Raw genomic sequence first — 25850 nt, forward strand, 5'->3', positions numbered from 1 at the left:
CTACAATTTGAAACACCTGCACAAAATTTTGTATTTGCCTCTCAGGATGGAACCATCGCATATAAAGCCAATGGTAAGATTCCTATCCGTAAAAAGGGAGATAGCATACTTCCTGTCCCTGGATGGACTGATGAGTATGAATGGGAAGGTTTCATCCCTTTTGATGAATTGCCTAAAACAATCAATCCAATTGAGGGATTCATTTCTACAGCTAATAATAAAGTCATTTCGGATGAGTATCCATATCATATCAGCCATCATTGGGCACAGCCTTATCGACAAGCTAGGATTCAGGAAGTTCTTAAGGATAAAGAAGTTGTGTCATTGACAGATATGAAAGATCTGCAGATGGACCAAATGAATCTGCAAGCAAGGGAGTTTGTTCCTCAGTTTCTGTCTATTATGCAAAATGTAAAAGGAGACAAAGAGGAAAAAGCTTTAAAGTTGCTTAGAGAATGGGATTTCAAGGATTCTAAAGATGAAGTAGCACCACTGGTATTCCATGTATGGATGAATAAGATTTCCCATGTGTTATTTCATGAGGATATTTCTGAAGAGGCAATGGATTTATTTAATGGAAGAAAAGCTGTAGTGGATCAATTGTTGAGAAATGCCATTGAAGGAAATCCAGGCCCTTGGATTAAAGAAAAAGGAGACATTAACAAGGTTCTCAGAGACTCCTTAGTGTTAGCCTTAAATCATATTGAAGACCTACAGGGGAAAAATATGAATAAATGGACTTGGGGAGAAGAACATCAAATCCAATTCAAACACCCACTATCCAGTGTTTCGCCATTAAATTATATCTTTAACTATAAAGGAAGCGTCCCAGTAGGTGGAAGTAGTGTCACTGTGCAGGCAGCAGCTACGAAAAATGATGATGGTATTGTAAATCATGGGGGTTCCTGGAGGTTTGTTATAGATACAAAAGATATGGGGACAGGATATCATATTGTGGGACCAGGTCAATCGGGACATGTGAAAAGTAAATGGTATCAGAATCAAATGGATGATTGGGCAGAAGGGAATTATCATGCCACTGCTTTAGACGAATACAGTGGAGATGTTTTGAATCTCTTGCCTAAGAATTAGTAAGAAACGAGAGGTCACTCGCTTAATGAGTGGCCTTCGTCTATTCTAGGTAAGTCAAGATTGGTGTTGATGAAGGAATGTTTCAATTTGCTTCATATGATGAGCATCATGAGAAGAAAAGTCATGCATTAGGTATTCAAGAGTGAAGCGTTCATTCGTTGATGTGTCATGTGTTAGGCCGTTAATATTAATAGGAGTGTCTAAAGGGATTCCATTGTTATTAAGCATTTGAAGCAATTCTTTTCGTTTGCTAATGGTTTGAACAATAACATCAGCATTGGACATTTGTTTCGATAATGCTGCAGATTCATCATTATATTGATGATGGTCAGGGAAAGAGATAGTTTGATCATTTTGAATGCTTGGTATACCTACTTCAATTAAGAAAATATCCCATCTGAAAAGGTGTGCCAATATTTCTTTAGTCGACCAGTTATTTTCGGACAAAGGAGTTTCGAGCAAAGAAGGTTCTAATGATTGAAGTGAATGGGTAAACGGAATCAATTTTTCAAGATTCTGAACAGATGTGGTCATAATACACCTCGAATAGGTAAAATTTGTTATAATTATCTTAACAAAAGGAACGTATGTTTGTCTATTGGTTTTATTTAGTTATTTTCTAAAAAAAGGATGACTTTTTTTCTTCTAATTTTGAAGTTAAATAGTATATAATAGTTTAGAAGAATAAATTAAATAGGACTTACCTTTCTAGTAAAGGGGAGTAGCGTCAGATTTCGATCTGAAATACAGTCGTCATTACATGGGCATCCACCCATCGGCTGTGTTGGCATATAATTGCTTAGCGAGACCTTTGCCTTATATAGGCAGAGGTCTATTTATTTGCACTGAATTAAAGAAGGAGGTACATCATGGAAATACTTAGTGTAGAGTTTTTTTCAGCGTTGATGGTCATCATTGCAATTGATTTGGTATTGGCAGGAGATAACGCAATCTTAATAGGATTAGCTGCTAGAAACTTACCAAAGGAACAGCAGAAAAAGGCGATCTTATTCGGTTCTCTTGGAGCAGTCGTGATACGTTCTGTTGCAACAATTGGGGTGGTATGGCTACTTAAAGTACCAGGACTTCACCTGGTTGGAGGTTTAATGCTTGTATGGATCGCGTACAAGCTACTAGTAGAAGAAGATGATCATGGAGATGTAAAGGCTGGAGACAGCTTTTGGGCAGCCATCCGTACAATTCTGATTGCGGACGCTTTGATGGGATTAGATAATGTATTGGCTGTTGCAGGTGCATCTCATGGTAACTTCCTGCTTGTAGTAATTGGATTACTTGTATCTATCCCAATTGTAATGTGGGGAAGTACAATTATTCTAAAGTTCATAGAAAAATACCCTGTTATCATTACCATTGGAGCAGCGATATTAGCTTGGACAGCTGCGAAAATGATTGTGGGAGAACCCTTCTTGAAAGTTTATTTCACAAACGGGTTCTTGAAGTACGGTTTTGAATTGCTAGTCGTAGGGCTTGTAGTCATGATTGGCATGAAAAATAAACCAAAAAGTGAATTAGAACAACTTGAAGAAGAAGAACAACCGTTGAGAAAAGTAGGTTCGTAAATAAAAGGTGACTTGGATAATCGTAAATACGATTGTCCGGGTCACTTTTTTTTGAATAAGACCGCGAGACTCTCGGATAAAGAGAATACCTGGGGCGTATATCAACAGCCAAAATTAACAAAGCCAATAAAAAAAGCCCATCTATTTTAAAGATGGGCTCTGTGATAAGTTATTCTTTTGTATTATTTAATAAACGATCAATATCTATCGGTTTTAGAAGCAGTGAATAGGTCTCTTCGGCAAATTCGGTGGTAGCTTCTAGTAACTGATCGATATTAATATATGATTGTTTCATTTTCTTACCTCCATATACTGAAGTTATACCCCGTTTGAGGCTTTATTAAGCATCATGCTAAAGTCTTCGCTTAATGCTCGACACTTTAAGGGGGTAGAGAGAAAATAATTTTATAAATTCAGTATAGGTCTATTATACCATTTTTTCGATGGTTAAAGTGAACTTGTAAGTGGTAAATATCTACAAAGAGAAAAAGGAGTTGTTTATCATTGAAGAACATATATTATGTAGACATTAAAAGTGGAGAAATCCTGAAGCAACCTATCCAAGAAGGAGGACATTTTACTGTCTATGCTACAGATGAGGAATTTGCAAAGTTAAAAGCTCTATTTGAGCAAAATTATTCTGCAGAGTTAAAAACGTTTGTTCGAGCACAGACCCCTTTTAAGGAATACCATAAGGATAAAGAAGACAAACAATATGATGAGATTATGATTAATATTTATCGGTATTTATATGTTTTGGGTGATAAGGAAACAAAGAGTCATATCGAAAGTATGGGGATTATAGGAAAAAGCGAATTAAATGAGAGAAGCAATTTTTAGTTGGGTAGATTTCCTAAAAGTGTAAAATGAGATGTCAAATTGTTCCCAATATTATATAATCAATCACTAAGGACTTTCGTAAGCGGCAGTCCTTAGTTGTAGTTATAAAGTGGGGGAACAGAATGAATGGGATAAAAAGATATATAAGGATGTTTCATCCAATTGTTTGGACTTTACTAGCAGGTACGATATTTGCTAGAGGTGCATCTTTTATGACTATGCCATTTTTAGCAATTTATTTATCACAGAACCTTGATATGCACCCTATACTAATAGGAATTACGATTGGAATTAGTCCACTGACTGGTACGATTGGTGGATTCATTGGAGGACACTTATCCGATCGTTTGGGGCGAAAACCAATCATGATTATTGCTTTATTTATTTGGTCAGGTGTCTTTTTTGCTTTTTCCATGGCTAGTGTCCCGGTGGCATTTATTCTATTGAATGCATTGAACGGTCTATGTCGTTCGTTCTTTGAACCAACTTCCCAAGCCCTAATCTCAGATTTGACTCCAAGGGAAAATCGAATGAGAGCTTTTTCACTGCGCTACACCGCTATTAATATAGGTGCTGCTATTGGTCCGCTGTTAGGGGCATATTTCGCTACTAAGTCAGCAGATTTAACCTTTTTAATTACGGGAACAATGTATTTGCTGTATGCTACTATGCTGTTCTTGCAAATGAATAAGCATTTGCCCTCATCGGTTACAGGTAGTACTAATCGAAAAAACAATACAATGTCAATAAAAGCGGTTTTCCATGTAATTCGTAAGGACCGTATGCTATTAATGTTGATTCTCGGAACGATTTTGGTGAATGCTGGTTACTCACAAGTAGAATCTAATCTTCCTCAGTACTTAAAAGATACTTTTACGAAGGGTGTGTACTTATATTCCATCTTGGTGTCATTGAATGCCATCATGGTCATCATTCTCCAAATGCCCATTTCGCATTATACCGAGAGATTTAAGCCGATGCATTTAATGGTATCAGGAGCTTTGTTCATGGGAATAGGATTGTTTGGTTTTGGCTTTTTTGATGCTTGGTCAGGTCTGTTTGTCTCCATGGGATTTCTAACGATTGGAGAAATCTTAATCTTTCCTTCGAATAGCCTTGTTATCGATCAATTAGCGGAAGAAGGGATGAGAGGAGCCTATTTTGGTGCAAGCCAGTTTCGGAGCCTAGGTTCATTTTTCGGTCCGATTGCGGGAGGGTATCTATTGACGGAAATAGGGGGACCGTTTATGTTCACTTCTATATCTCTTCTGGTCCTGGTAAGTACTCTTTTCTTTTACAAAGGGAGTTCAATGACGATATCTAAAAATGCTACGATAAAAGCATAAAAAAGAGGCGATCTAATATAAATAGGTCGCCTTTAATGTTGCAGTGAAGTTGAGATTAGTCCCTTTTTCTAGGTATCGAAAGTATTGATTGTAAACTAAATGTTATGTATTATTAAACTATATGCACATGAAGTTTACTAATTTTAAACAACAGAGGGATTAACAAATATGCTTATTGGAAAAAAAATTAAGAATTTACGTTTGAAAAAGGGTCTTACCCAAGAAGAGCTGGGAGAAAGAACTGACTTAAGTAAAGGGTACATTTCACAATTGGAAAGAGACTTAAGCTCTCCTTCTATAGAAACTTTCTTTTCCATTTTAGAGGTACTAGGTTGCTCACCGAAGGAATTTTTTGATGATGAAAATCGAGACCAAAAGGTCGTGTACTCAGAAGAAGATCAAACAGAATATTGGGATGAAGAACGTGGATATCGCATCCAATGGTTAGTTCCGGAGTCTAATGAAAAGGAAATGGAACCAATCATGCTTTCGTTTGAGGAAAAAGGAGAATTCAAATCATTTGAGCCTTCATTATCCGAGACTTTTGGATATGTACTATCAGGTAGGGTAGTAGTAAAGCTAGGTAAGCATGAATATACAGCTAAAAGTGGTGAGGCTATTTATTTTCATGCTTCTGAAAACCACCAGGTAATCAATGATTTCGATGGGAAATCAGAATTAATCTTAGTTGTTACTAATTCATATTTATAAATGTAGGAAAAATAAAGTCTCGTAAGCTACTAAGTCTTATTTATATCTGAAGTCTGAAGGGTGTATATGGACAGGGAAAGGAGATAGTTATGACTAATAATACAATCATTCGTTTTGAGAATGTGACGAAGAAATATGATGCTGACCCAGCTGTATTGGAAAATGTAAGTTTTGAGATTGAGCGAGGGAAATTTTATACTTTGCTTGGTCCCTCAGGATGTGGGAAAACGACCATACTTCGATTAATTGCTGGATTCATTGAACCTTCTGAAGGGGATATCTTCATTAACAACAAAGTCGTTAATCGTGTCCCAGCCAATCGGCGACAAGTGAACACAGTATTTCAAGACTATGCCCTTTTCCCACATCTCAACGTCTTTGAAAATGTAGCATTCGGATTGAGAATTAAAAAGATGAAAAATGATGAGGTTCATAAAAAAGTAATGGAAGCCTTGCGCTTTGTTAATTTGGAAGGGTATGAATCCAGAGAAATCAGTGAAATGTCTGGTGGGCAACGCCAACGTGTAGCCATTGCTCGCGCGATTGTAAATGAGCCAGAAGTTATTCTACTGGATGAGCCTCTTTCTGCATTAGACCTGAAATTAAGGACTGAAATGCAATATGAGCTTCGAGAACTGCAACGTCGATTGGGAATTACTTTTATCTTTGTAACACATGATCAGGAAGAAGCTCTGGCAATGTCCGATGAAATCTTTGTTTTAAACAAAGGGAAAATAGTCCAAAGTGGGACACCAATTGATATTTACGATGAGCCGATTAATCGATTCGTTGCAGACTTCATTGGAGAATCGAATATAGTAAAGGGACGTATGGTCCGAGATTATTTAGTAGAATTCACCGGTAAACAATTTGAGTGTGTCGATGGTGGTTTAAAACCGAATGAGGGAATTGAAATTGTCATTCGTCCTGAGGATTTGGAAATTACCACTCCAGAAAAAGGTAAGCTTCAAGTGAAGGTAGATACTCAATTGTTCCGTGGTGTCCACTATGAAATCTCTTGCTATGATGAAGATGGAAATGAGTGGCTCGTGCATTCCACCAAGAAAGCTACTGTAGGTGAAAAAATCGGATTATTCTTTGAACCAGAAGCAATTCATGTAATGATGCCGGGTGAGACAGAAGAGGAATTTGATAAACGTCTTGAGGCTTACGATGAGGTTTTAGAACATGAGAAATAAAACAAAACCTTTATATCTTGTGCCTTATCTCTTATGGGTTGCATTATTTGTTATTGCACCCATTGTCTTAGTGGTATACTACTCGTTCTTTAATATAGAGGGAGATTTCTCTCTTATTAACTACCAGAAATTTTTCACTCCTGTTTATCTGAAGATGACTTTAAGTTCCTTTTGGTATGCCTTTCTTATTACAGCATTTTCCTTGCTGATAGCATATCCAACGGCCTATCTTTTAACGAAGACGAAGCATAAGCAGCTTTGGCTTTTATTGATTATCTTGCCGTCATGGATTAATTTACTGTTGAAGGCATATGCATTTTTGGGGATATTCGGAACATTTGGACCTGTCAACGCTTTCTTGGAAGTCATGGGGATTGGCTCCAAACAAATCTTATTTACGGATTTTAGTTTTGTTTTCGTATCTGTATACATTTTCATACCATTTATGATTTTGCCGATCTTTAATGCTTTAGAGAAGCTGAATCCATCAATGGTTTATGCTTCCTTAGATTTAGGGGCATCTAATTGGACGACTTTTCGTCGAGTAGTGTTCCCTTTAACGATTGATGGAGTGAAGGCGGGGTGCCAGGCTGTTTTCATACCAGCATTGTCCTTATTCATGATTACAAGGCTGATCTCTGGAAATCGTGTTATAACACTTGGTACAGCCATCGAACAACACTTCCTTGTGACCCAAGACTGGGGAATGGGTGCTACGATTGCTGTATTTTTAATCTTAACGATGTTTGCCATTATGCTAGCAACAGGAAATAGAAAGAGAGGGATCAGGATTGAAAAGTAACGGAAACCTTTCAAAGCTCTATTTAGCACTCGTATTTTTCATTCTGTATGCCCCGATATTCTATCTAGTTTTCTATTCTTTCAATAGTGGTGGCACCATGCATGATTTTGAAGGGTTTACCTTGGAATGGTATAAAGAGGTATTTAAGGACACTCGTTTATTAATTATTGTTTTAAATACCTTCGTCATTGCCCTACTTTCGTCCGCTATAGCCACAATCATAGGTGTTCTTGGCGCACTTGGGATTATGTACATGAAAAACAGACAGATGAAACAATCCTTTCTGTCGTTGAATAATGTGTTAATTGTAAGCCCAGATGTCATCATTGGTGCTTCTTTTCTAATATTGTTCACGATTGTAGGAATCAAACTTGGCTTTACGTCCGTCTTGTTGTCGCACATTGCTTTTAGTATTCCGATTGTTGTAATCATGGTTCTTCCTAAGCTACAGGAAATGAGCCCATCATTGATAGATGCTGCGTTGGATTTAGGTGCAAGTAGATTTGACGTGTTAACAAAAGTCATTTTGCCATTCATTTCTCCAGGGGTATTTGCAGGGTTTTTCATGGCATTGACGTATTCTCTTGATGATTTTGCCGTTACTTTCTTTGTTACAGGAAACGGATTTACTACTCTTTCAGTTGAGATATATTCTTTGGCACGTCAAGGAATCTCCTTAAATATTAATGCACTATCAACTCTTATATTCCTATTCACCATTGCATTAGTTATCGGTTATTACTTTATTAACCAACGTAATAATCGTCCGAGAGGGGTGAGTGGGAATTGAAACAATTAGTAAGGGCTTTTATTGCTGTTTTCCTAGTATCAATGGGATTATTGTATATCCTAAACGAGCTAAACTCTTCTGAAGGGTACTCCGGAGGTAACACATTGACTATTTATAATTGGGGAGATTATATCGACCCGGATCTTATTGAAAAATTCGAGAAGCAATCCGGTTTAAAAGTAATCTATCAAACCTTTGATTCCAATGAAGCGATGATGACAAAGATTAAGCAAGGTGGAACCACTTTTGACATAGCTGTCCCTTCTGAATACGCCATTGCAAAAATGAAGGAAGAAGATTTACTGATTCCAATCGACCATACGCAACTACCTAACCTTCCTTTTATTAACTCACGATTTATGGATTTATCGTTTGATCCTAAAAATGAGTATTCTATTCCTTACTTTTGGGGAACAGTTGGAATCGTATACAATTCAGAGATGTTAGGTGGCAAAAAGTTGTCAAGTTGGGCGGATTTATGGGATAAGGATTTACGCAATCAAATCCTCCTGGTGGACGGTGCTCGTGAAGTAATGGGGATGGGATTGAACAGCCTTCATTACTCTTTAAACGATACCGATAAAAATCATCTACTTGAAGCTAAAGAAAAGCTGGATACGTTAACTCCTAACGTAAAAGCCATAGTTGGCGACGAAATAAAAATGTTAATAGCAAATGAAGAAGCTGCAGTAGGCGTTGTATGGTCAGGAGATGCCGCAGAAATCATGTGGGAAAATGAAAAACTGGATTATGTTGTTCCTAAGGAAGGATCGAATCTATGGTTCGATAACATGGTCATTCCGAAAACAGCGAAAAATATTAATGGAGCTCATCAATTCATGAATTTCATCCTTGACCCGAAAAATGCAGCCCAAAATGCTGAATATGTTGGATATTCCACTCCAAATGAAAAAGCGATGGATTTCTTACCAGAAGACATTTCTAGCGATAAACGATTTTATCCAGACCCTGAGCTAACTGATAAACTTGAAGTTTATGAAAACTTAGGGAAGAAAATGCTTGCCTATTACAATGAGCTTTTCCTAGAATTCAAAATGCATAGTAAATAGGATAAAACACCCACCCTCAAGTTCACAACTAGAGGAGTGGGTGTTTTTTTAAACAGTATACTGCTAAATTTTAAGACTTCCATAATAAATAGCGTTCCTACAAGGAAAATCTGTTTCATAGACGTGCTTTTAGGATATTAGAACAATATAAAAAAGGTAACGTAGGAGAGGTTGTCCGATGATTAGGAATGGACTAGCAGGTAGGTATTTGGAAATCATTAAGAGTATGTCTAAAAATGGCTTTGCTTTACACATTAAAGAATTAGGTTTGCTTCGCATTTTTCCTGCTGCATATAAAATTCTTACATTTCATAAAAAAAGCGATAATAGAACGAGAGGAGAGAGGTTGCGTCAATCTTTTGAAGAGCTGGGTCCAACCTTTGTAAAGTTCGGTCAATTTCTGGCAACTAGGGGAGACTTGTTGCCCAAGGATATCACGAAAGAACTCAGCAAGCTCCATGATCATGCTTCGCCTATTCCATTCCCGACTGTAATGGAAATCTTGCAGAAAGAATGGAACATCGATTTTCGTTCGATATTTAAGGAGTTCGATCCGAATCCAATTGGTGTGGCTTCCTTGGGACAAGTGCATAAGGCGCTCCTTGTAACAGGGGAAGAAGTGGCTGTGAAAATACAACGTCCACATGTAGAGGAAACACTTGAAAAGGATAGCAGAATCATTGAACAATTAGCGGAACTTGCTGAAAACCATGCCGAATGGGGAAAGAGGCTCCGAATTTCACAATTGGCGAGAGAGTTTATCCTGTCACTTGAGAAGGAGTTAGATTATAAAAAAGAGGCTGCCAATTGTCTAAAGATGCGGAAATTAATTCAAGGAGAACGGATTTACATTCCGAAGGTATATGGTCAATTCACCACGAAAAGAGCAATGATGATGGAGTACGTGGAAGGGGAAATGTTAACAGAAGAAACGATCAACCTTATGATGCAAGAAACTAAAGTGGAACTTGCTGATTTACTTTCTAGAAGCATTTTTCAACAAATTTTCGTGGATGGCTTCTTTCATGCGGACCTCCATCCAGGGAACATATTGCTTATGAGGGAAGGGAAAGTTAGTTTTCTTGATTTTGGGAGCGTTGGGAAAATGAGATCCCAAACACAAACCATTTTTAATCAAATTATGATGGCAATGAAAAATAGGGATGTTGAAGGAATGGTTTACAGCATCGTTAAGCTAGGTGCACCCAAAAACCTAGACGTTATTGATTTTACAAGAGACATAGATGAATTCATAGATTGCTATATGGAGGCTTCTTTATCAGATATTAGTATAGGGGAAAGTATACAGGATTTATTTTTTATCGTATCAAAACATGGTATTTATCTGCCATCAGAGTTTGTACTTGTAGGGAATACACTATTGAAATTAGAAAGCACGATTGAAAAGTTAAATCCACATTTTCAATTGGACCCATTGATTGCAGACATTGGAGACCATATTGCAACGAATAAGGTAAAACCAGGTTCATTAGCTAGAGAAGTGGAGAGATTGATTCCTAAATATGAGGAATTATTTGTGAAAGCTCCAGATTATATGAATACAATCTTACATGATTTTTCACAAGGACAAACAAAATTGAACATCCACATGAAGATGGAAGAGCCGACCGTAAAAAGATTTGAAAAAATTGCCCATCTCATAGTATTAAGTATCATTATGTTAGCCTTAAGCATAATTATTGGCAGCATCATCTTAGGGATAACTTATAATTCTTCCGATTATCTATACCCATCGTTGCGATCAGTGGATGTCGGATTGTTTGTTTCCATGGCACTTTTAATCATTTTTAGTGGAGTTTTCATTTCAATTATCAAATCGAGATTCAAATAGATTATATGGCGCTTTTCTTTTTATTTTCATAGAGCCTATAATAGAAAGAAAAAAGGAGCCGTTACCGTATGCCAAGAGCTATTCGTTTTATCTTTATATTCATAACCGCGTTATTAATCGGAAGTGGTGTTCGAATTCTTAAAGATGCCAAAAATATTGATGGTGATGGAATGGGAATATCGTTTTTAGGATTTGAAATTAATGATAGTGTCGCAATTTCGCAAGTGCCTTATTATGCTTGGAGTATGATTGGATTGGGCATTTTATTATTTATCGTCATCACTTATTTGAATTTCAAATGGACAAAGAAGACGGATGAAAGTAAGTAACTATAAAAACCCGCCAAATTTGGCGGGTTTTATTAAGTTAAATATGTTTTTTCACTTGTTTATCGATCCAGAATGTTCCAAACGGGACGAAAGATAGGAAGACTGCCCAGATTGCCCAAAGGAATGACCATTTGGCTGTAAACTTAACCGCGATTACAGCGAAAACATATAGGACGAATAAAAGACCATGAAGGCCTCCGACTACCGTAACAACCTCTGGAATGCCTGCCCAATATTTTAAAGGCATCGCAATTAGTAATAGTACAAGATAGGAAATACCTTCAGAAATGGCAAGCCATCGCAGTGATAGTAAACTTTTTTTCAATTCATTTTCCTCCAGAAAAATAAATTTCCCCTTTGTTTCTACCAAAGAAGTATATCACAGTATTCTATCATTTCCTTTATATAGATTATTACATTATGGATTTTTCATGACAATCCCATCAATCTCTTATTTTTTTATGTTATGAGAATACGGGGAATCGATCTATCAATTCTGTCCAATCCTCAAGTAATTCATCCTCAGTCATCAAACAAGAGTCTAATGATTCGGTGACCTCGGCATGGTTCATATCTATACCAATCAATACTAACTCTGTCATACGATCCCCAAATACAGGATCCCACTTTTTCTTCAAATCTGGGTCTTCTTGAAGAATTTGTTCGATTTCTTCTGGTGACATTTCAGCGACCCATTCACCTGCTCCTTGAATAGTTACGGCCGAGCCAGCCTGAGACAGCATACCCATAGTTGAATTTCTACTTGCTAACCAAAAGAATCCTTTTGCACGTACAATATCAATTGGCCAATCTTCCATCCATTTCAATAGTCGTTCTGGGTGAAAAGGTAGACGTCTCCTATATACAAACGAAGAAATGCCGTATTCTTCTGTTTCAGGTATATGTTCCTCATTTAGTTCTTTTAACCAGCCGGCTGACTGGCTTACAGCATCAAAATCAAACTGATTCGTATGAAGGATAGCAGGTAATGGAACTTCTGAATAGTTAGTCGGAATGATTTCCGCGTCAGGGTTCATTTTCTTTAGAAAGCTTATCAACTCAAGTAAGTCATGCTCTTCTAATAGGTCTGATTTATTTAATACAATGACATTGGCAAATTCGATTTGATCTAGTAGAAGGTCAGCAATGTCTCTTTGATCATGTTCATCTGTTCCTTGAGCACGGTCCAGCAATGTTTCTCCGGAAGCATAATCTTCCCAAAAGCTGTTAGAATCAACCACGGTTACCATGCAATCTAGCTGACAAAACTTGGTTAAATCGATTCCTAATTCCTCATCCATATAAGTAAAGGTTTGTGCAACAGGAATAGGCTCACTAATTCCGGATGATTCAATAACAATATAATCGATTTGACCTTCCAAAGCTAAACGCTCCACTTCTTTCATTAAATCCTCACGTAGGGTACAACAAATGCATCCATTCTGTAGCTCCACTAATTTTTCTTCTGTCCGACTTATTTGCCCATTTTTAATTAGCTTTGCATCAATGTTTAATTCACTCATGTCATTGACGATTACTGCGATTTTTAAGTTTTCTTGATTAGTTAATATATGTTTTAACAAAGTTGTTTTACCGGCACCTAAGTACCCGCTAAGAACTGTAACAGGAATTTTCATTTTTTGCCTCCGTTTATAATTCGTAATTATTACGATTTACACTATAAACTTCATATCCAATTTTGTAAATATAAATCGTATTAATTACGATTTGACTTTTGAGAAATTGATGATAAAATACTAAATAGTAATCATTACGATTTATAAGTCGATTAGGAGGAATAAATATGCGAGTGAATATCACTTTACAATGTACTGAAACAGGGGATAGAAATTATATTACAACTAAAAACAAACGTAATAACCCAGATCGTTTAGAACTTATGAAGTATTCTCCCCGTCTAAAAAGAAAAACTTTACATCGTGAAACGAAATAATTTACGTGGAGGAAAATCTAAATGAAATCAGGTATTCACCCAAACTATCAAAAGGTCGTATTCATGGATACAAATAGCGGGTATGCTTTTCTAAGCGGATCTACAAAAACTTCAAATGAAACGATTGAATGGCAAGATGGTAACACGTATCCATTGCTCAAAATAGAGGTCAGCTCGGATACTCATCCATTTTACACCGGGAAACAAAAGTTTGCGGACAAAGGTGGCAGAGTGGATCGATTCAATAAAAAATACAATTTAAAGAATTAAAAAAGCTGTTGATAGGTGAGGAGCGACTCACTTATCAACAGCTTTTATTTGATTATGTTAAAATTTTCTGAAATTTAATAGTTGACGAACCTAAGTTATCATACTATAATTTCGATTATTATCTTTTATCACATAAATACTATGCAGCGTTGAAGAGAACCTATTAAGCCAGTCTCCCTGTTTCAAGAGAGTCAGTGGGTGGTGTGAACTGACACAAAGACTATGGTGAATTTCAATCTTGGAGCTGTTCTTCAAAGAAGACCTTTTTCCTTTGAAGACGGGAAATCGTTAACTTTTTAAGCGGGAAGAAGTATAGATTCTTCCAAGTAGGGTGGTACCGCGTGTTCAAGCCACGTCCCTATTCTTTTTAGAATAGGGATGTGGCTTTTTTATTTTCTATGGTTTGTCTAGAGTATGCAACTTGATATTTGGGGCAATCACATAGAAAAATTATTGCTACTAGAGAGGAAGGGAAAACAATGGAAAAAGAACAATGGTCTTCAAGACTCGGCTTTATCCTGGCTGCTGCAGGTTCAGCGATTGGGATAGGTGCTATTTGGAAGTTGCCTTATGTAACAGGCGTGAGTGGAGGAGGAGCATTTTTTCTACTGTTTATCCTGTTTTCATTATTTGTTGGACTCCCGCTGTTATTGGCTGAATTCGTGATAGGCCGTACCACAGGGAAAGAAGCGATTCGAGCTTATCAAGCGATTGCGCCTCATTCAAAGTGGCATTGGATTGGAATACTAGGAGTGATAACATGCTTTATCTTGTTGTCATTTTACAGTGTCATTGGTGGATGGATTGTCTTATATTTTGTAAAAGGTTTGTTTGGTGGATTAATTCAAGACGGTGCAAATTATGGCCAATATTTTGAATCCACAATTAGTAGTTCTGGACTGGTAATTACTGCTCAAGGTGCATTCTTGTTAATTACTATACTCGTGGTAGCAAAAGGGGTACAAGCTGGAATTGAACGAGCTAGCAAGCTAATGATGCCTGCACTTTTCATTTTATTCCTTGTGCTGATTGTTCGTTCTTTGACATTGGAAAATGCCATGGAAGGAGTAAAGTTTTTCCTAGCTCCTAATTTTTCGGGAATTTCGTCAGAAAGTATATTGTTTGCCATGGGGCAATCCTTCTTCTCCCTAAGTGTTGGGGTATCAGTAATGGTAACGTACAGCTCGTATTTATCTAAAAAAGAAAGCCTCATCCAACCGGCTTTGTCGGTAGTTTGGTTAAATCTATTGATTGCCATGTTAGCTGGTCTTGCCATTTTCCCAGCTGTGTTTTCACTAGGGCTAGAACCAACGGCAGGCCCTGGTTTACTATTCATCGTGTTACCTTCTGTATTTCAACAAATTGTATTCGGCGAATTGTTTTTAGTATTATTCTTAGCGCTATTCTTATTTGCTACGTTAACATCAGCCTTTTCCATGTTGGAAATAGTAGTAGCTTCATTAGTAAAGGGAAAAACGGAAAAACGTGCGGCCTATTCTTGGATAACCGGAATTCTCATTTTCATATTAGGCATTCCTTCTGCATTATCTTATGGTCTATTAGGAGATTTTCTCATCCTTGATAAAAGTATTTTTGACGCAGCAGATTATCTTGTAAGTAATATCCTTCTTCCAATTGGATCGTTACTAATTGCTATTTTTGTTCCTTTAAAGATAAAAAAATCAAGATTGAAAGAGGAATTGCTTCGAAATTCTAAAGCAGGTAATGCCTTTTTCACTATTTGGTATTATGTCATGAGATTTGTTGTTCCAGTCGTGATTGTCATCGTGTTTTTAGATTCACTTGGAGTATTTAGATAAGAAATGAAAAAACAGCGGACCATTCCAAGTGGCCGCTGTTTTTTCTAGTTAATATTAAATCTTGAAGTCGTCATTATCACGCTTCGGACGATACTCTTCATTTTCAGGAGTTGGTGTTTGACGATCATAAAAATCTATATGACCAGTATCTCCTGTTAAAGATGAGTCATAGCTAGAACGGTTATTTTGGGGGTCGATCTCAAAATGATTGTTTTGCTTTTGGATTTCTCCACTTTTCGGTTTCATATTTGTGCCCTCTGGTTTAAATGAAGGACGCTCGTGTTTCGGCGGCATCGTTACTTTTGTGTTTTCGATTTTATGATCGAGTTTGTTTAAATACTTTGAAGCGAAATCCTTGCCGCCAAGTCCGAATGCTAAACCGAATGCTAACGCTAGGCCACCAAGAATTAAGATAAAGGCAGCATTAACGATTGTGTCTGCCACACCTAATTGGTCTAGAGCCATGAAGAAGGCAATAGCAATGATCGCATATTTAGCGATGGATGCTAGCAATGTAAAATGTTCGCCTGTGAACATGCTCTTTAGTACCTTCTGAATGAAGTTACCTACATATAATCCAACTGCTAAAATAATCAGTGCGGCAATCACGTGTGGAAGATAAGCAATTACGCCTGTTGCTAGAGTAACTAAGAAATCTAGTTTTACAATATTAAGAGCTTGTACTACAAATAATAGAACAACGATAATCTGCGCGATATAGCCTAAGATATCTGATAGAGATGTTGTATTTGTAGAAGATTTTCCTTTAATGCCGATCCCATTCATAATTGAGTCTAAGCCAACTCGTTTTAAGAATCCAGAAACGAAATTCTTGACCATTTTACCAACCCAAAGGCCAGCAATTATAAACAGAATTGCGATAATAATGTTTGGAATCATAGTCAAAATATCGTTTAACATAGCGATGGCAGGTTCGGAGATGCCTTCAATGTTTAAACGCTCTAAGGCAGCGATGACTACTGGAATTAATATTAAAACAAATACAATATTTCCAATGATGGAAGATAGAGAAGTTCCTTCAACTAATTTCCCTAAACCCATTCGGTGAACAAGCTTTTCTGTGCCGATACTTTGTAAGAAGTTAGTTAAGATGTCACGAACTAGTTTGGCTACAAACCAGCCGATAAACAGAATAAGTGCTGCTCCAATTAAGTTTGGTAAGAATGCTAAAATGTCGTGCAGCATACCCGTGAAAGGTTCAGATATACCATCCATATCTAATGCAGATAATACAGCTGGTAAGAAGAGTAACAGTACAAGATAAAAAACAACATTAGCTACTTTATCAATGATATTTTCACTTGAAACCTGTGAATCTCCCATTTTAAACTTTGAAAATAATCGATTAAAGCGAAGTGTGCTTCCTGCTTTCTTGATCATAAACTTTAAAGCTGAAGCAATTGCCCAAGCAACGAGTAAGATTAGGGCTGCCTTCAATACTTTAGGAATAGCCGAAGTAATAGAAGATAGCATATTCACAAAAGGTGCTGCAATGAAACTCATGCTCAACATGTTAAAGAACAATACAAAAACAAACACAAGAATCAAAAAGTAGATGATTTTGCTAATTATTTTTTCTGAAGAATATTTCCTATTAGTTCTTTGGGGGAAAAGTTTATTATCAAGATTTGTTTTCTTAAGAGCTTTTTCCACCACTTTTTCAATAAGTTTGGCTACCATCCATCCAATAAATAGAACAACAAGTGCCATTAATAAGTCGGGTAGGTCGAGGGCGAGGCTGTTCCACCCATTCCAAAACTGATATTTTTCCAAATAGGTCACTCCTTTTTTTAAGTAGATATGATTTATACTGTTGTAATACCCGAGCATAAATGGCTTAAACGGCATTTTTAAAAACAAAATATTTTACTAGTATAAGAGTTTATCTAATCAAAATTAGGTTATAGAATAAGTTGGCCATTGGGGAAGGAAGAATTCTCTTGAGAAGGTTTAACATTGGAAAGAGACATATATATTAATCTGCGGATAAAGAATAGAGCACTAGACATTGGAACCTCTATATGAATTTTTATCAGAATATTCCTTTAATTAACTTGGTCTTTGTTGGAAAACAGAGTATAATTTCGGTAAACGAAATTTATTTCGTAAAGTGAAAGATTTTTCATGCTTAAGATTAGAGTTAAGTTTACATATAAAAAGGGAGCTGAAAGAAATGACAGATTATTTACATCATCCATATGCATTACCAAAAAACAGTGTATTTGCCAGAAAAGGAATGGTTGCTACTTCTCAACCACTGGCTGCACAAGCGGGTCTTGATATTTTAAAGAAAGGCGGGAATGCAATCGACGCGGCTATTGCTACAGCAGCAACTCTTACTGTAGTGGAACCCACTTCTAATGGCATTGGTGGAGATGCCTTCGCATTGGTATGGGTCAATCAGAAGCTATATGGTCTCAATGGGAGTGGTCCTGCACCGAAAGACATTTCCATTGATATTCTTAAAAAGCAAGGTCATGAAAAAATGCCCGTTCATGGACTAGTTCCTGTAACTGTACCAGGAGCACCGTCAGCTTGGGTGGAACTTTCCAAAAGGTTTGGTAGGCTTCCATTGACAGAGGTATTGGCACCAGCTATTCGATATGCTAGAGAAGGTTATCCGCTTAGTCCGATTTTAGGGAAGTACTGGGAGTTTGCTTACAGAAAATATAAAGAAATTTTCAAAGGTGATGAGTTTCAGGGGTGGTTTGAGACTTTCGCTCCTAAAGGAAGAGCACCAAAAGTTGGAGAGATGTGGAATTCCCCAGATCATGCGACCACATTAGAAGCGATTGCAGAGACAAATGGCGAGAGCTTTTACAGAGGAGAACTGGCATGGAAGATGGATGAGTTTTCATCTAAACATGGTGGCTTCTTAAAGTACGATGATTTGGCAAATTATAAAGCAGAATGGGTAGATCCAATTTCCGTGAATTATCGGGGCTATGATGTATGGGAAATCCCACCTAATGGACAGGGAATCGTCGCTCTTATGGCTTTAAATATCGCTAAAGGCTTCCATTTCACAGATAAAGATTCGATTGATGCATATCATAAGCAAATTGAATCGATGAAGCTTGCGTTTACGGATGGCAAGGCTTATGTAACGGATTCTGTACATATGGAAATGAAGGTACAGGAGTTGCTTTCAGAGGAATATGGCAACCACAGGAGAGCGTTGATTGGAGAAAAAGCGATTCAGCCTATACCTTATAAACCGGTTACATCGGGAACGGTTTATCTTGCGACAGCAGATGATGAAGGCAATATGGTTTCTTTCATCCAAAGTAACTATATGGGATTCGGTTCAGGGGTGGTCGTACCAGGTACAGGGATTGCTTTACAGAATAGAGGACATGATTTTTCATTGGATTCCAGCCACCCGAATGCACTGCAAGGAGGAAAAAAGACATTCCATACAATCATCCCTGGTTTCTTGACGAAGGACAATAAAGCAGTTGGTCCATTTGGTGTAATGGGAGGTTATATGCAACCACAAGGACATATGCAGGTGGTCATGAATACTGTGGACTTTAACCTTCATCCGCAGGCAGCTTTAGACGCACCAAGATGGCAGTGGCTTGAAGGGAAAACGGTAAGTGTTGAACCACACTTTCCTCTCCATATAGCGCAGGCACTTACGAGGTTGGGGCACAACATCAAAATGGAGACGGACACAGGTAGCTTTGGTCGTGGACAGATTATATGGAGAGATCCAGAGAGTGGTGTCCTTGTAGGAGGAACGGAAAGTCGTACAGATGGTAGCATTGCTTGTTGGTGATTGGTAAAGAAAGAAGGTGCATCAATGAAAGGGAAGGACTTATTTTTAGCCTTTTTTCGTGTAGGGATGCTTGGGTATGGAGGAGGACCCTCCTCCATACCTCTTGTGAAAAAGGAAGTCGTAGAACGTTATGAATGGTTGCAAGAGGAAGAATTCTCGGACATTCTTGCCTTAGCCAACACTTTGCCTGGACCTATTGCCACAAAGCTAGCAGGGTATATTGGGTACCGAGTTAATGGATGGTCAGGAATGCTCCTTGCTTTATTGGCGTCTGTTATTCCAACAGTTTTAATCATGATATTTTTCTTAAGCTTAATTTCCACTTATAAAGAGAAATCTTGGGTAACGGGAATGACACAAGCCATTATTCCTGTAGTGGGGGCGATGCTTGTTGCAATGACTTGGGAGTTTGTTGATAAGTCTGCTTCTACTTTAGGGTGGATAAAAGCGATTCTACTGATGAGTATAAGTCTGATTTGTATTGAAGTACTTCATATACCAGTTCCGGTCTTTGTTCTTGCTGTGTTACTGATTGCGCTGCTTCTTCCAGTAAGAAATAAAGTAACGGTTGCAGCAAGTGATGGGGAGGAACGTATATGATTTATTGGGATATTTTCTTAGCATTTTTCATTCCTGGGATATTGGGGTATGGTGGTGGTCCTGCGAGTATTCCTCTTGTGAAGGAACAGGTTGTCGACGTATATGGATGGATGACGGTACGAGAATTCAGTGAAATGTTAGCTGTCGGAAATGCGCTTCCCGGACCCATCGCAACGAAGATGGCGGGCTATATCGGTTATCAACAAGGTGGGATTCTCGGTGCATCTGTTGGACTCTTTGCTACCATTGCTCCATCCTTATTGCTCATGATTGGATTATTAGCTTTGATTATGAAGTATAAAGACTCTCCGAGGGTGAAGCGTCTAAGTCTTTCAATTCGACCTACAATCGCAATTTTATTAGGGACGATGGCATTTCATTTCTTTTCTGAAGCGTATTTTAGTATTTCCTTGTTTCATACGGTATTGATTGGGGTCATTAGTTACGTATTAATGGAATTCGTGAAAGTCAATCCTGTTTTTGTCATCATAGGTTCGGTTATTTATGGTGGTATAGTTCTAGGGTAAGAAGAGCGTCCGGAAAACCGGCGCTCTTTTCATTTCTCGTATTAATGGAATGTCTACCTTTTTGGGATCATATTAGATTCAGATGGAAATTCCCTTTCTTACGATTATTTTTGTAATATCGTTCCTGCGTCTTTCCATCCTAATGCGATCTCGTTTGCATTCCATTCTTCAATCAATTCCACGTCGACCTTCTCAGGGCTGAAGCTGTCATAAAAGGCACGAGATGGATTTTCTTCAATTACCCAAACCATAATAGAGTTTAGACCATCTTCTTGTAGGGAAGACACAAGGGTTCGCATTAAGTTTTTGCCAATCCCTTTTTTCTGATGTTCTTGAAGGAGATAAAGAGTATAGATTTCACCTGAGTAGCCATATCGTTTGGTTCTTTCTGGTCCACCGCTTGAAAACCCAATAACTTCTCCATCTAGCTCGGCGACAAAAGTCTTTACCTTACTGTTTTCTTGGCTTAAAACCGATTTCCACAGTTCTTCTCTAGCTTCGTATGTTAGGTTTTCAAGGGCAAAATCGGGGATCAATTCCTTGTAAGTCGTTTTCCAGGAATCTACATGTACTTTGGCGATGCCTTTAATATCATCTAAGCTTGCTATCCGTATTAACATAAAATACCTCGTATTCACAATTTTCTTTATATTGTAGCAACAATTGGAAATTACGAAAATAAAAATCTTTTCATCAGCTAGGAGTTTTCAAGTGTTGTTGGTAAATTTAGAAAAAAATATTTATTAATAAGTTGTATACAGTAGGGGGGTATGGTAATATACTAAGTGTAAGGAGGTTATAACATGAATGAAGGTAACCTAGAGACATTTAATCAAGATGAAGAAAGCTGCTGTTCGTCAAATGAACGGAAAAGCCACCATTCTGAAAAGGTGAAAAAAAATTTAATCACACGACTGAATCGAGTGGAAGGGCAAATCCGTGGAATTAAAGGGATGGTCGAAAAGGATGTTTATTGCGATGATATCATCACTCAAATCTCTGCCACCCAATCTGCCTTGAATAGTGTAGCAAAATTGTTGCTTGAGGGTCATATGAAAAGCTGCATTGCTGAGCGAATTCAAGAAGGCGATATGGAAGTGTTAGACGAGTTATTAGTGACGATTGACCGCTTAATAAAAAAATAATATTGATTAGTTTGGAGGGAAAAGGAAATGGAAAAAGCTCTATTATCTGTTCAAGGCATGTCTTGTGGACATTGCGTAAAAGCAATCGAAGGCAGTGTAGGTAAAATCGATGGTGTGAAGACAGTTGAGGTAAGTTTAAGTGAAGCGAAGGTAAATGTAGAATATGATTCTTCTGTCGTAACATTAGAAACGATTAAAGAGACAATTGATGATCAAGGATACGATGTTCAGTAATCGTTCTTATTAACCTTATATCGACTCAGTCCAATCTAGTAAACAGTTACTAGGTCGGACTGAGTTTTTTATTGTTTGTAACAAAAATAAATTATTTTGATTTATAATTTTCATTATGTTTTTTTGGTACAATAAGGGTAACTTTTAAAGGATAGGGCTTGGGGGTATGGCAATACATGAGAAACCATCAACGAGATATACTCTATTTACATTTACACGCTTCAGACAGATTTGTATTATCTAGTGGTTTTGAGTTCTATGAATTTGCCCTATCGGTTCCAGAGCCCTTAACGAATCTGCTTTTATTAAAGCATAAATTTGAAGATGGCGATTTTAATATGAATACATTATTGGAATTTGTAACACAAGAAAATTTGCCACAGTTGCTAAAAGAAGATGTTCATACCTATGGAGATTTTTGTTGGATTGACTTCGAGGATGAAATTGGATTGGACGAGCTTGAAGGAAGGGAAATTGCAGACCTTCTTTATTTAGGTCATTGTAAATCGCATCTTGTGCCGCCTTTTTTCAGGAAATTAAATAATCAATATGTGTATCTGGCCCACGACGATGGTTGGTTTAATAAGATATATTACAGGTCATTAGATCATTATTTTTACATGCTTGGAAAATTAATACCCTTTAAAATGGATAGTTTGAAAATAGAAAGAACATGGTTAGGAATTAAGAAAAGAAATGAATACCCGGATATGCCCGTTGAAACTTTAATGAGGCTTTCTCATTTAATGACAGAAGGTATGGCAATCTCTTTCAAACATATCCAACAAACAAGAAATCGTTTGGAAATTCCAATATGGGTGTTAGGTGACTTCTTTAATATGGATGATATGATGGACCGGTTTGAAGAAAATAAATCCCAGCTCCCAGATGCGAAAATTATCTATCAGCGGAAGACTAAAGAATGGTCTATTGTCCTTAAATAGTGAAAGAGTCTTGCGATATGCTGCAAGGCTCTTTCTTCGTTTACATCTTACATGCATGCTTTTTTATCTATACGTTACTTTAAGTGTTAGCCCAAACTAAAGCATTGCAAGCTAAGTCTCTGTAAGCCTTCGAAAATTGGTTTCGACGGGTGTTAGGTCTAGCATATGGTTTCATATAGTAAAGAAGGGGAATGTATAGGTATGTCATCCCATACCGATGTTAATAAGTGAATGATGAACTGGATTACTAAGAAGTAAAAATAGAGTATTTGTACAGATTAACGTTTTATTTGTAAAGTGATACAATATAGGGGTACTGATTATTGGAGGGTATACAATGAAAACTAGAATTGGCCTACTATACGGTGGTAAATCCGCAGAACATAAGGTTTCATTACAAACTGCTCTGGCAGTGAATAAAGCATTGAATTTTGAGAAATTTGAAATTCATCCAATTTATATTAACACTGAGGGTCAATGGATAACAGGGCCACAGCTTACAGGACCAGCAAGCACAGTTGAAGAGTTGACTTACACTTCCAATGTGACAGGATTATCAGCAGTTCAAACTCAATTATTGCCTGTACAACAAAAAGATGAGCCAGGTGGCTTTGATGTTATATTCCCGTTATTACACGGGCCAAATGGTGAGGACGGTACTGTCCAAGGGATGCTTGAAATCTTGAATTTGCCTTACGTAGGAAACGGAGTATTGGCTTCTTCAGCCGGGATGGATAAAGTCATCATGAAGAATATCTTCGCTCAAGCAGGGTTGCCACAGGTAAACTATGTTTGGTTTATCCGTTCTGAATGGGAAACCAATGAAGAAGCGGCTTATGAAAAGGTAGAAGAGCAGCTTGGCTATCCTTGTTTTGTCAAACCGGCTAACCTTGGTTCAAGCGTAGGAATTAGCAAATGTACAAACAAAGAAGAACTGAAAGCTGCATTTGCAGAAGCTTTCCAATTTGATCGGAAAATCATTATTGAAGAAGGTGTGATCGCTAGGGAAATCGAAATTGGTGTACTTGGTAACGATCATCCAGAATGCTCAGTTGTAGGAGAAATTGTTCCGAAGAAAGCATTTTACGATTACAAAGCAAAGTACGAAGATGGAGATACTGGGCTGATCATCCCCGCAGAGTTACCTGAAGGAGTTTATGAAGAGTTGCAAGAACTTGCTATCCGAGCATTTAAAGCACTTGATTGCTCTGGATTAGTTAGAGCGGATTTCTTCTTAACTCAAGATGGAAAACTATATATGAATGAAGTGAATACAATGCCTGGATTTACGCCATTCAGTATGTTCCCGTTATTATGGAAGCATACAGGAGTAGAGTATCCGGAATTAATTGAAAAGCTTGTCATGTTAGCTAAGGAAAGATATGACGAAAAACAAAAAATAAAATATACGTTTTAAAAAAAGGGCAGAAGCTGTAGTCATATGATGACGATGCTTCTGCTCGTTTTGCAAAAAGGTTATTACATATATCACGGAATGGAGTGATGAGCTCAATGATTAAACGACGTCTAGAAGATGTTGCAAAAATGCTCGGAGTAAAACTGGAAAAACACCTGGATGTTGAAATCCATGGTGTCACAATTGATTCCCGTAAGGTTGAAACAGGAAATTTATTTGTGCCATTCCCTGGAGGAAATGTAGATGGACATCAATATGTAGAAAAGGCGATAGACTCGGGAGCGGCAGCTGCTCTATGGCATAAGGATGTTCCGAATCCTCCCCAGCATTTACCTATTCTATTAGTCGATGATACCTTACTAGCTTTGCAGCAATTATCAAAGCAATATCTGCAAGAAGTTAAGCCGAAGGTTGTGGGTATTACAGGCAGCAATGGTAAAACGACAACGAAAGACATTACGGCTGCCTTACTTTCTACACAATACCGTGTACACAAAACGAATGGGAACTTTAATAATCATATAGGGATGCCATTGACCATTCTATCCATGCCGACAGATGTTGAAGTCGTTGTGCTTGAAATGGGTATGAGTGGAAGAGGAGAAATTGAGCTATTATCTACCCTGGCCCAACCTGATCTTGCAATAATTACTAATATCGGGGAATCCCACCTATTGGATTTAGGCTCACGTGAGGGCATTGCAGAAGCAAAGTTGGAGATTGTTAAAGGTTTGAAGCAAGGTGGCACGCTTGTTTATCACGGTGATGAGGTACTCCTACATGAAAGACTATCTACACCAGGATTTAAAACACTCTCCTTTGGTTTAAAGGATGAAAATAATATGTATCCTTTATCAATTCAAACAAGAGAGGAAGACACTTTATTTAAAACCAATTTATATGCCACTGATTTCATCCTGCCAGTTCTAGGTGCACATAATGTATTAAATGCTCTGGCAGCGATATTGGTAGCAAAAGAATTAGGCGTATCAGAAGAACACATCAAAGTAGGACTGCAATCTGTCAAGTTGACAAATATGCGCATGGAAATGCTGAGCGGAACAAATGGGGAGAAAGTCATTAACGATGCATACAATGCAAGCCCTTCCTCCATGAAAGCAGCCATGAACCTTGTAGGGGAAATTAACGGCTTTGAAAAGAAAATCCTCGTGCTAGGAGACATGTTAGAACTTGGTCCGGATGAAGAAACCTTCCATTATGACTTAGGAAAGCAAGTCCCAGATTCTGTAGACTTATTGTTTACATTTGGCCGACTAGGAAAATTTATTGCCGAAGGAGCAGAAAAAGTCCTGCCAAAACAGAGCATTTTATCTTTCGATGACAAGAAGGCTTTAATTCATGAACTTCAACACCATGTGAATAAAGACGTTCTAGTATTAGTGAAGGCCTCAAGAGGGATGGAGCTTGAGGAAGTTGTTCATGCATTAATCGGAAAAAAATAAGAAAAGGTAAGCGGATAAATCACATTCTATTAGATTTATCCGCTTTTTATTTCCATTGTACAT

General features: G+C 37.6%; 28 protein-coding genes and 1 other annotated feature. Of the genes, 22 read left to right on the forward strand and 6 right to left on the reverse strand.

Annotated features, from left to right (window positions below):
* The coding region (locus DBX25_RS21440) for a penicillin acylase family protein (RefSeq protein WP_240620342.1) at window positions 1-1092 on the forward strand (1092 nt) is incomplete at its 5' end.
* A gap of 54 nt (window positions 1093-1146) precedes the next feature.
* Here the strand turns inward: DBX25_RS21440 and DBX25_RS15370 are convergent.
* Window positions 1147-1626: a DinB family protein gene (locus tag DBX25_RS15370; protein ID WP_108671689.1), complete on the reverse strand. Its 480-nt coding sequence runs from the start codon at window positions 1624-1626 to the stop codon at window positions 1147-1149.
* A 335-nt stretch (window positions 1627-1961) separates the two neighbouring features.
* On the opposite strand from DBX25_RS15370, the gene DBX25_RS15375 reads away from it, so the two are divergent.
* Window positions 1962-2672, forward strand: a complete 711-nt coding sequence (locus tag DBX25_RS15375; RefSeq protein ID WP_108671690.1) for a TerC family protein — start codon at window positions 1962-1964, stop codon at window positions 2670-2672.
* Between the two features lie 169 nt (window positions 2673-2841).
* Here DBX25_RS15375 and DBX25_RS21665 read toward each other — a convergent pair whose 3' ends face one another.
* Window positions 2842-2967: a hypothetical protein gene (locus DBX25_RS21665; RefSeq protein WP_276309624.1), complete on the reverse strand. Its 126-nt coding sequence runs from the start codon at window positions 2965-2967 to the stop codon at window positions 2842-2844.
* A gap of 209 nt (window positions 2968-3176) precedes the next feature.
* Here DBX25_RS21665 and DBX25_RS15380 point away from each other — a divergent pair, with 209 nt between their 5' ends.
* The 9 genes from DBX25_RS15380 to DBX25_RS15420 all read left to right on the forward strand — a co-directional run bounded on the left by DBX25_RS15380 (window position 3177) and on the right by DBX25_RS15420 (window position 11611).
* Complete coding sequence (locus DBX25_RS15380; protein WP_108671691.1) at window positions 3177-3512, forward strand: hydrolase; 336 nt, start codon at window positions 3177-3179, stop codon at window positions 3510-3512.
* 122 nt (window positions 3513-3634) lie between these two features.
* Window positions 3635-4858 carry an MDR family MFS transporter gene (locus tag DBX25_RS15385; RefSeq protein WP_240620344.1) on the forward strand — a complete coding sequence of 408 codons (1224 nt, stop codon included), beginning with the start codon at window positions 3635-3637 and terminating at the stop codon, window positions 4856-4858.
* 168 nt (window positions 4859-5026) lie between these two features.
* Window positions 5027-5569 carry a helix-turn-helix domain-containing protein gene (locus tag DBX25_RS15390; protein ID WP_108671692.1) on the forward strand — a complete coding sequence of 181 codons (543 nt, stop codon included), beginning with the start codon at window positions 5027-5029 and terminating at the stop codon, window positions 5567-5569.
* A gap of 89 nt (window positions 5570-5658) precedes the next feature.
* Window positions 5659-6768 (forward strand): ABC transporter ATP-binding protein, encoded by a 1110-nt coding sequence (locus DBX25_RS15395; protein ID WP_108671693.1) that lies wholly within the window; start codon window positions 5659-5661, stop codon window positions 6766-6768.
* Window positions 6758-7570 (forward strand): ABC transporter permease, encoded by an 813-nt coding sequence (locus DBX25_RS15400; protein ID WP_108671694.1) that lies wholly within the window; start codon window positions 6758-6760, stop codon window positions 7568-7570. Before DBX25_RS15395 ends, DBX25_RS15400 begins: the two co-directional genes overlap by 11 nt.
* A complete protein-coding gene (locus tag DBX25_RS15405; protein ID WP_108671695.1) occupies window positions 7560-8360 on the forward strand; it encodes an ABC transporter permease in 801 nt (266 codons plus the stop codon). The genes DBX25_RS15400 and DBX25_RS15405 overlap by 11 nt, the downstream gene beginning before the upstream one ends.
* A complete protein-coding gene (locus tag DBX25_RS15410) occupies window positions 8357-9430 on the forward strand; it encodes an ABC transporter substrate-binding protein (RefSeq protein WP_108671696.1) in 1074 nt (357 codons plus the stop codon). Before DBX25_RS15405 ends, DBX25_RS15410 begins: the two co-directional genes overlap by 4 nt.
* A 178-nt stretch (window positions 9431-9608) precedes the next feature.
* On the forward strand, window positions 9609-11282 hold the full coding sequence (locus tag DBX25_RS15415; RefSeq protein WP_108671697.1) for an ABC1 kinase family protein: 1674 nt from the start codon (window positions 9609-9611) through the stop codon (window positions 11280-11282).
* 68 nt (window positions 11283-11350) lie between these two features.
* Window positions 11351-11611, forward strand: coding sequence for a hypothetical protein (locus DBX25_RS15420; RefSeq protein WP_108671698.1), 261 nt, complete (start codon window positions 11351-11353; stop codon window positions 11609-11611).
* 37 nt (window positions 11612-11648) lie between these two features.
* On the opposite strand, the gene DBX25_RS15425 is transcribed toward DBX25_RS15420, so the two are convergent.
* A complete protein-coding gene (locus DBX25_RS15425) occupies window positions 11649-11936 on the reverse strand; it encodes a DUF3817 domain-containing protein (protein ID WP_108671699.1) in 288 nt (95 codons plus the stop codon).
* Window positions 11937-12075: 139 nt separating this feature from the next.
* Window positions 12076-13248 (reverse strand): GTP-binding protein, encoded by a 1173-nt coding sequence (locus tag DBX25_RS15430; RefSeq protein WP_108671700.1) that lies wholly within the window; start codon window positions 13246-13248, stop codon window positions 12076-12078.
* A 167-nt stretch (window positions 13249-13415) separates the two neighbouring features.
* Between DBX25_RS15430 and rpmG the strand changes: the two genes are divergently transcribed.
* The 3 genes from rpmG to DBX25_RS15445 all read left to right on the forward strand — a co-directional run bounded on the left by rpmG (window position 13416) and on the right by DBX25_RS15445 (window position 15655).
* Complete coding sequence (gene rpmG, locus DBX25_RS15435) at window positions 13416-13565, forward strand: 50S ribosomal protein L33 (protein ID WP_108671701.1); 150 nt, start codon at window positions 13416-13418, stop codon at window positions 13563-13565.
* A 21-nt stretch (window positions 13566-13586) separates the two neighbouring features.
* Complete coding sequence (locus DBX25_RS15440; RefSeq protein ID WP_108671702.1) at window positions 13587-13835, forward strand: type B 50S ribosomal protein L31; 249 nt, start codon at window positions 13587-13589, stop codon at window positions 13833-13835.
* 140 nt (window positions 13836-13975) lie between these two features.
* Window positions 13976-14198: a binding site (T-box leader), on the forward strand.
* Between the two features lie 116 nt (window positions 14199-14314).
* On the forward strand, window positions 14315-15655 hold the full coding sequence (locus tag DBX25_RS15445; RefSeq protein ID WP_108671703.1) for a sodium-dependent transporter: 1341 nt from the start codon (window positions 14315-14317) through the stop codon (window positions 15653-15655).
* Between the two features lie 54 nt (window positions 15656-15709).
* Here the strand turns inward: DBX25_RS15445 and DBX25_RS15450 are convergent, their stop codons facing one another.
* Entirely contained in the window at window positions 15710-17449 is a 1740-nt protein-coding gene (locus DBX25_RS15450) for a mechanosensitive ion channel (RefSeq protein WP_276309625.1), read from the reverse strand.
* Window positions 17450-17849: 400 nt separating this feature from the next.
* Between DBX25_RS15450 and DBX25_RS15455 the strand changes: the two genes are divergently transcribed.
* Genes DBX25_RS15455 through DBX25_RS15465 form a run of 3 tightly spaced genes read left to right on the forward strand, consistent with a single transcriptional unit; the run spans window position 17850 to window position 20584 of the window.
* Window positions 17850-19457: a gamma-glutamyltransferase family protein gene (locus tag DBX25_RS15455; RefSeq protein WP_108671704.1), complete on the forward strand. Its 1608-nt coding sequence runs from the start codon at window positions 17850-17852 to the stop codon at window positions 19455-19457.
* Between the two features lie 24 nt (window positions 19458-19481).
* A complete protein-coding gene (locus DBX25_RS15460; RefSeq protein ID WP_108671705.1) occupies window positions 19482-20057 on the forward strand; it encodes a chromate transporter in 576 nt (191 codons plus the stop codon).
* Entirely contained in the window at window positions 20054-20584 is a 531-nt protein-coding gene (locus DBX25_RS15465) for a chromate transporter (protein WP_108671706.1), read from the forward strand. The genes DBX25_RS15460 and DBX25_RS15465 overlap by 4 nt, the downstream gene beginning before the upstream one ends.
* A 104-nt stretch (window positions 20585-20688) precedes the next feature.
* On the opposite strand, the gene DBX25_RS15470 is transcribed toward DBX25_RS15465, so the two are convergent.
* On the reverse strand, window positions 20689-21204 hold the full coding sequence (locus tag DBX25_RS15470; RefSeq protein WP_108671707.1) for a GNAT family N-acetyltransferase: 516 nt from the start codon (window positions 21202-21204) through the stop codon (window positions 20689-20691).
* A 183-nt stretch (window positions 21205-21387) separates the two neighbouring features.
* On the opposite strand from DBX25_RS15470, the gene DBX25_RS15475 reads away from it, so the two are divergent.
* The 5 genes from DBX25_RS15475 to DBX25_RS15495 all read left to right on the forward strand — a co-directional run bounded on the left by DBX25_RS15475 (window position 21388) and on the right by DBX25_RS15495 (window position 25787).
* Complete coding sequence (locus tag DBX25_RS15475) at window positions 21388-21729, forward strand: metal-sensitive transcriptional regulator (RefSeq protein WP_108671708.1); 342 nt, start codon at window positions 21388-21390, stop codon at window positions 21727-21729.
* 27 nt (window positions 21730-21756) lie between these two features.
* The gene (gene copZ, locus DBX25_RS15480) at window positions 21757-21963 is read left to right on the forward strand and encodes a copper chaperone CopZ (protein ID WP_108671709.1); all 207 of its coding nucleotides are present in this window, start codon (window positions 21757-21759) and stop codon (window positions 21961-21963) included.
* 176 nt (window positions 21964-22139) lie between these two features.
* Window positions 22140-22907: a hypothetical protein gene (locus tag DBX25_RS15485; protein WP_108671710.1), complete on the forward strand. Its 768-nt coding sequence runs from the start codon at window positions 22140-22142 to the stop codon at window positions 22905-22907.
* A gap of 337 nt (window positions 22908-23244) precedes the next feature.
* The gene (locus tag DBX25_RS15490) at window positions 23245-24324 is read left to right on the forward strand and encodes a D-alanine--D-alanine ligase (RefSeq protein WP_108671711.1); all 1080 of its coding nucleotides are present in this window, start codon (window positions 23245-23247) and stop codon (window positions 24322-24324) included.
* A 95-nt stretch (window positions 24325-24419) separates the two neighbouring features.
* Complete coding sequence (locus DBX25_RS15495) at window positions 24420-25787, forward strand: UDP-N-acetylmuramoyl-tripeptide--D-alanyl-D-alanine ligase (RefSeq protein WP_108671712.1); 1368 nt, start codon at window positions 24420-24422, stop codon at window positions 25785-25787.
* Window positions 25788-25850: the final 63 nt, after the last annotated feature.

This window comes from Peribacillus acanthi (assembly GCF_003073175.1).
GTDB lineage: Bacteria > Bacillota > Bacilli > Bacillales > DSM-1321 > Bacillus_BN > Bacillus_BN acanthi.

Bases quoted from the DNA above. Each gene is read 5' to 3' on its own strand.
- DBX25_RS15415 (WP_108671697.1), top strand. From the start codon at position 9,609: ATGATTAGGAATGGACTAGCAGGTAGGTATTTGGAAATCATTAAGAGT.
- rpmG (WP_108671701.1), top strand. From the start codon at position 13,416: ATGCGAGTGAATATCACTTTACAATGTACTGAAACAGGGGATAGAAAT.
- DBX25_RS15370 (WP_108671689.1), bottom strand. From the start codon at position 1,626: ATGACCACATCTGTTCAGAATCTTGAAAAATTGATTCCGTTTACCCAT.
- DBX25_RS15445 (WP_108671703.1), top strand. From the start codon at position 14,315: ATGGAAAAAGAACAATGGTCTTCAAGACTCGGCTTTATCCTGGCTGCT.
- DBX25_RS15420 (WP_108671698.1), top strand. From the start codon at position 11,351: ATGCCAAGAGCTATTCGTTTTATCTTTATATTCATAACCGCGTTATTA.
- copZ (WP_108671709.1), top strand. From the start codon at position 21,757: ATGGAAAAAGCTCTATTATCTGTTCAAGGCATGTCTTGTGGACATTGC.
- DBX25_RS15485 (WP_108671710.1), top strand. From the start codon at position 22,140: ATGAGAAACCATCAACGAGATATACTCTATTTACATTTACACGCTTCA.
- DBX25_RS15465 (WP_108671706.1), top strand. From the start codon at position 20,054: ATGATTTATTGGGATATTTTCTTAGCATTTTTCATTCCTGGGATATTG.
- DBX25_RS15490 (WP_108671711.1), top strand. From the start codon at position 23,245: ATGAAAACTAGAATTGGCCTACTATACGGTGGTAAATCCGCAGAACAT.
- DBX25_RS15430 (WP_108671700.1), bottom strand. From the start codon at position 13,248: ATGAAAATTCCTGTTACAGTTCTTAGCGGGTACTTAGGTGCCGGTAAA.
- DBX25_RS15495 (WP_108671712.1), top strand. From the start codon at position 24,420: ATGATTAAACGACGTCTAGAAGATGTTGCAAAAATGCTCGGAGTAAAA.
- DBX25_RS15475 (WP_108671708.1), top strand. From the start codon at position 21,388: ATGAATGAAGGTAACCTAGAGACATTTAATCAAGATGAAGAAAGCTGC.
- DBX25_RS15395 (WP_108671693.1), top strand. From the start codon at position 5,659: ATGACTAATAATACAATCATTCGTTTTGAGAATGTGACGAAGAAATAT.
- DBX25_RS15400 (WP_108671694.1), top strand. From the start codon at position 6,758: ATGAGAAATAAAACAAAACCTTTATATCTTGTGCCTTATCTCTTATGG.
- DBX25_RS15375 (WP_108671690.1), top strand. From the start codon at position 1,962: ATGGAAATACTTAGTGTAGAGTTTTTTTCAGCGTTGATGGTCATCATT.
- DBX25_RS15385 (WP_240620344.1), top strand. From the start codon at position 3,635: ATGAATGGGATAAAAAGATATATAAGGATGTTTCATCCAATTGTTTGG.
- DBX25_RS15440 (WP_108671702.1), top strand. From the start codon at position 13,587: ATGAAATCAGGTATTCACCCAAACTATCAAAAGGTCGTATTCATGGAT.
- DBX25_RS15460 (WP_108671705.1), top strand. From the start codon at position 19,482: ATGAAAGGGAAGGACTTATTTTTAGCCTTTTTTCGTGTAGGGATGCTT.
- DBX25_RS15470 (WP_108671707.1), bottom strand. From the start codon at position 21,204: ATGTTAATACGGATAGCAAGCTTAGATGATATTAAAGGCATCGCCAAA.
- DBX25_RS21665 (WP_276309624.1), bottom strand. From the start codon at position 2,967: ATGAAACAATCATATATTAATATCGATCAGTTACTAGAAGCTACCACC.
- DBX25_RS15390 (WP_108671692.1), top strand. From the start codon at position 5,027: ATGCTTATTGGAAAAAAAATTAAGAATTTACGTTTGAAAAAGGGTCTT.
- DBX25_RS15455 (WP_108671704.1), top strand. From the start codon at position 17,850: ATGACAGATTATTTACATCATCCATATGCATTACCAAAAAACAGTGTA.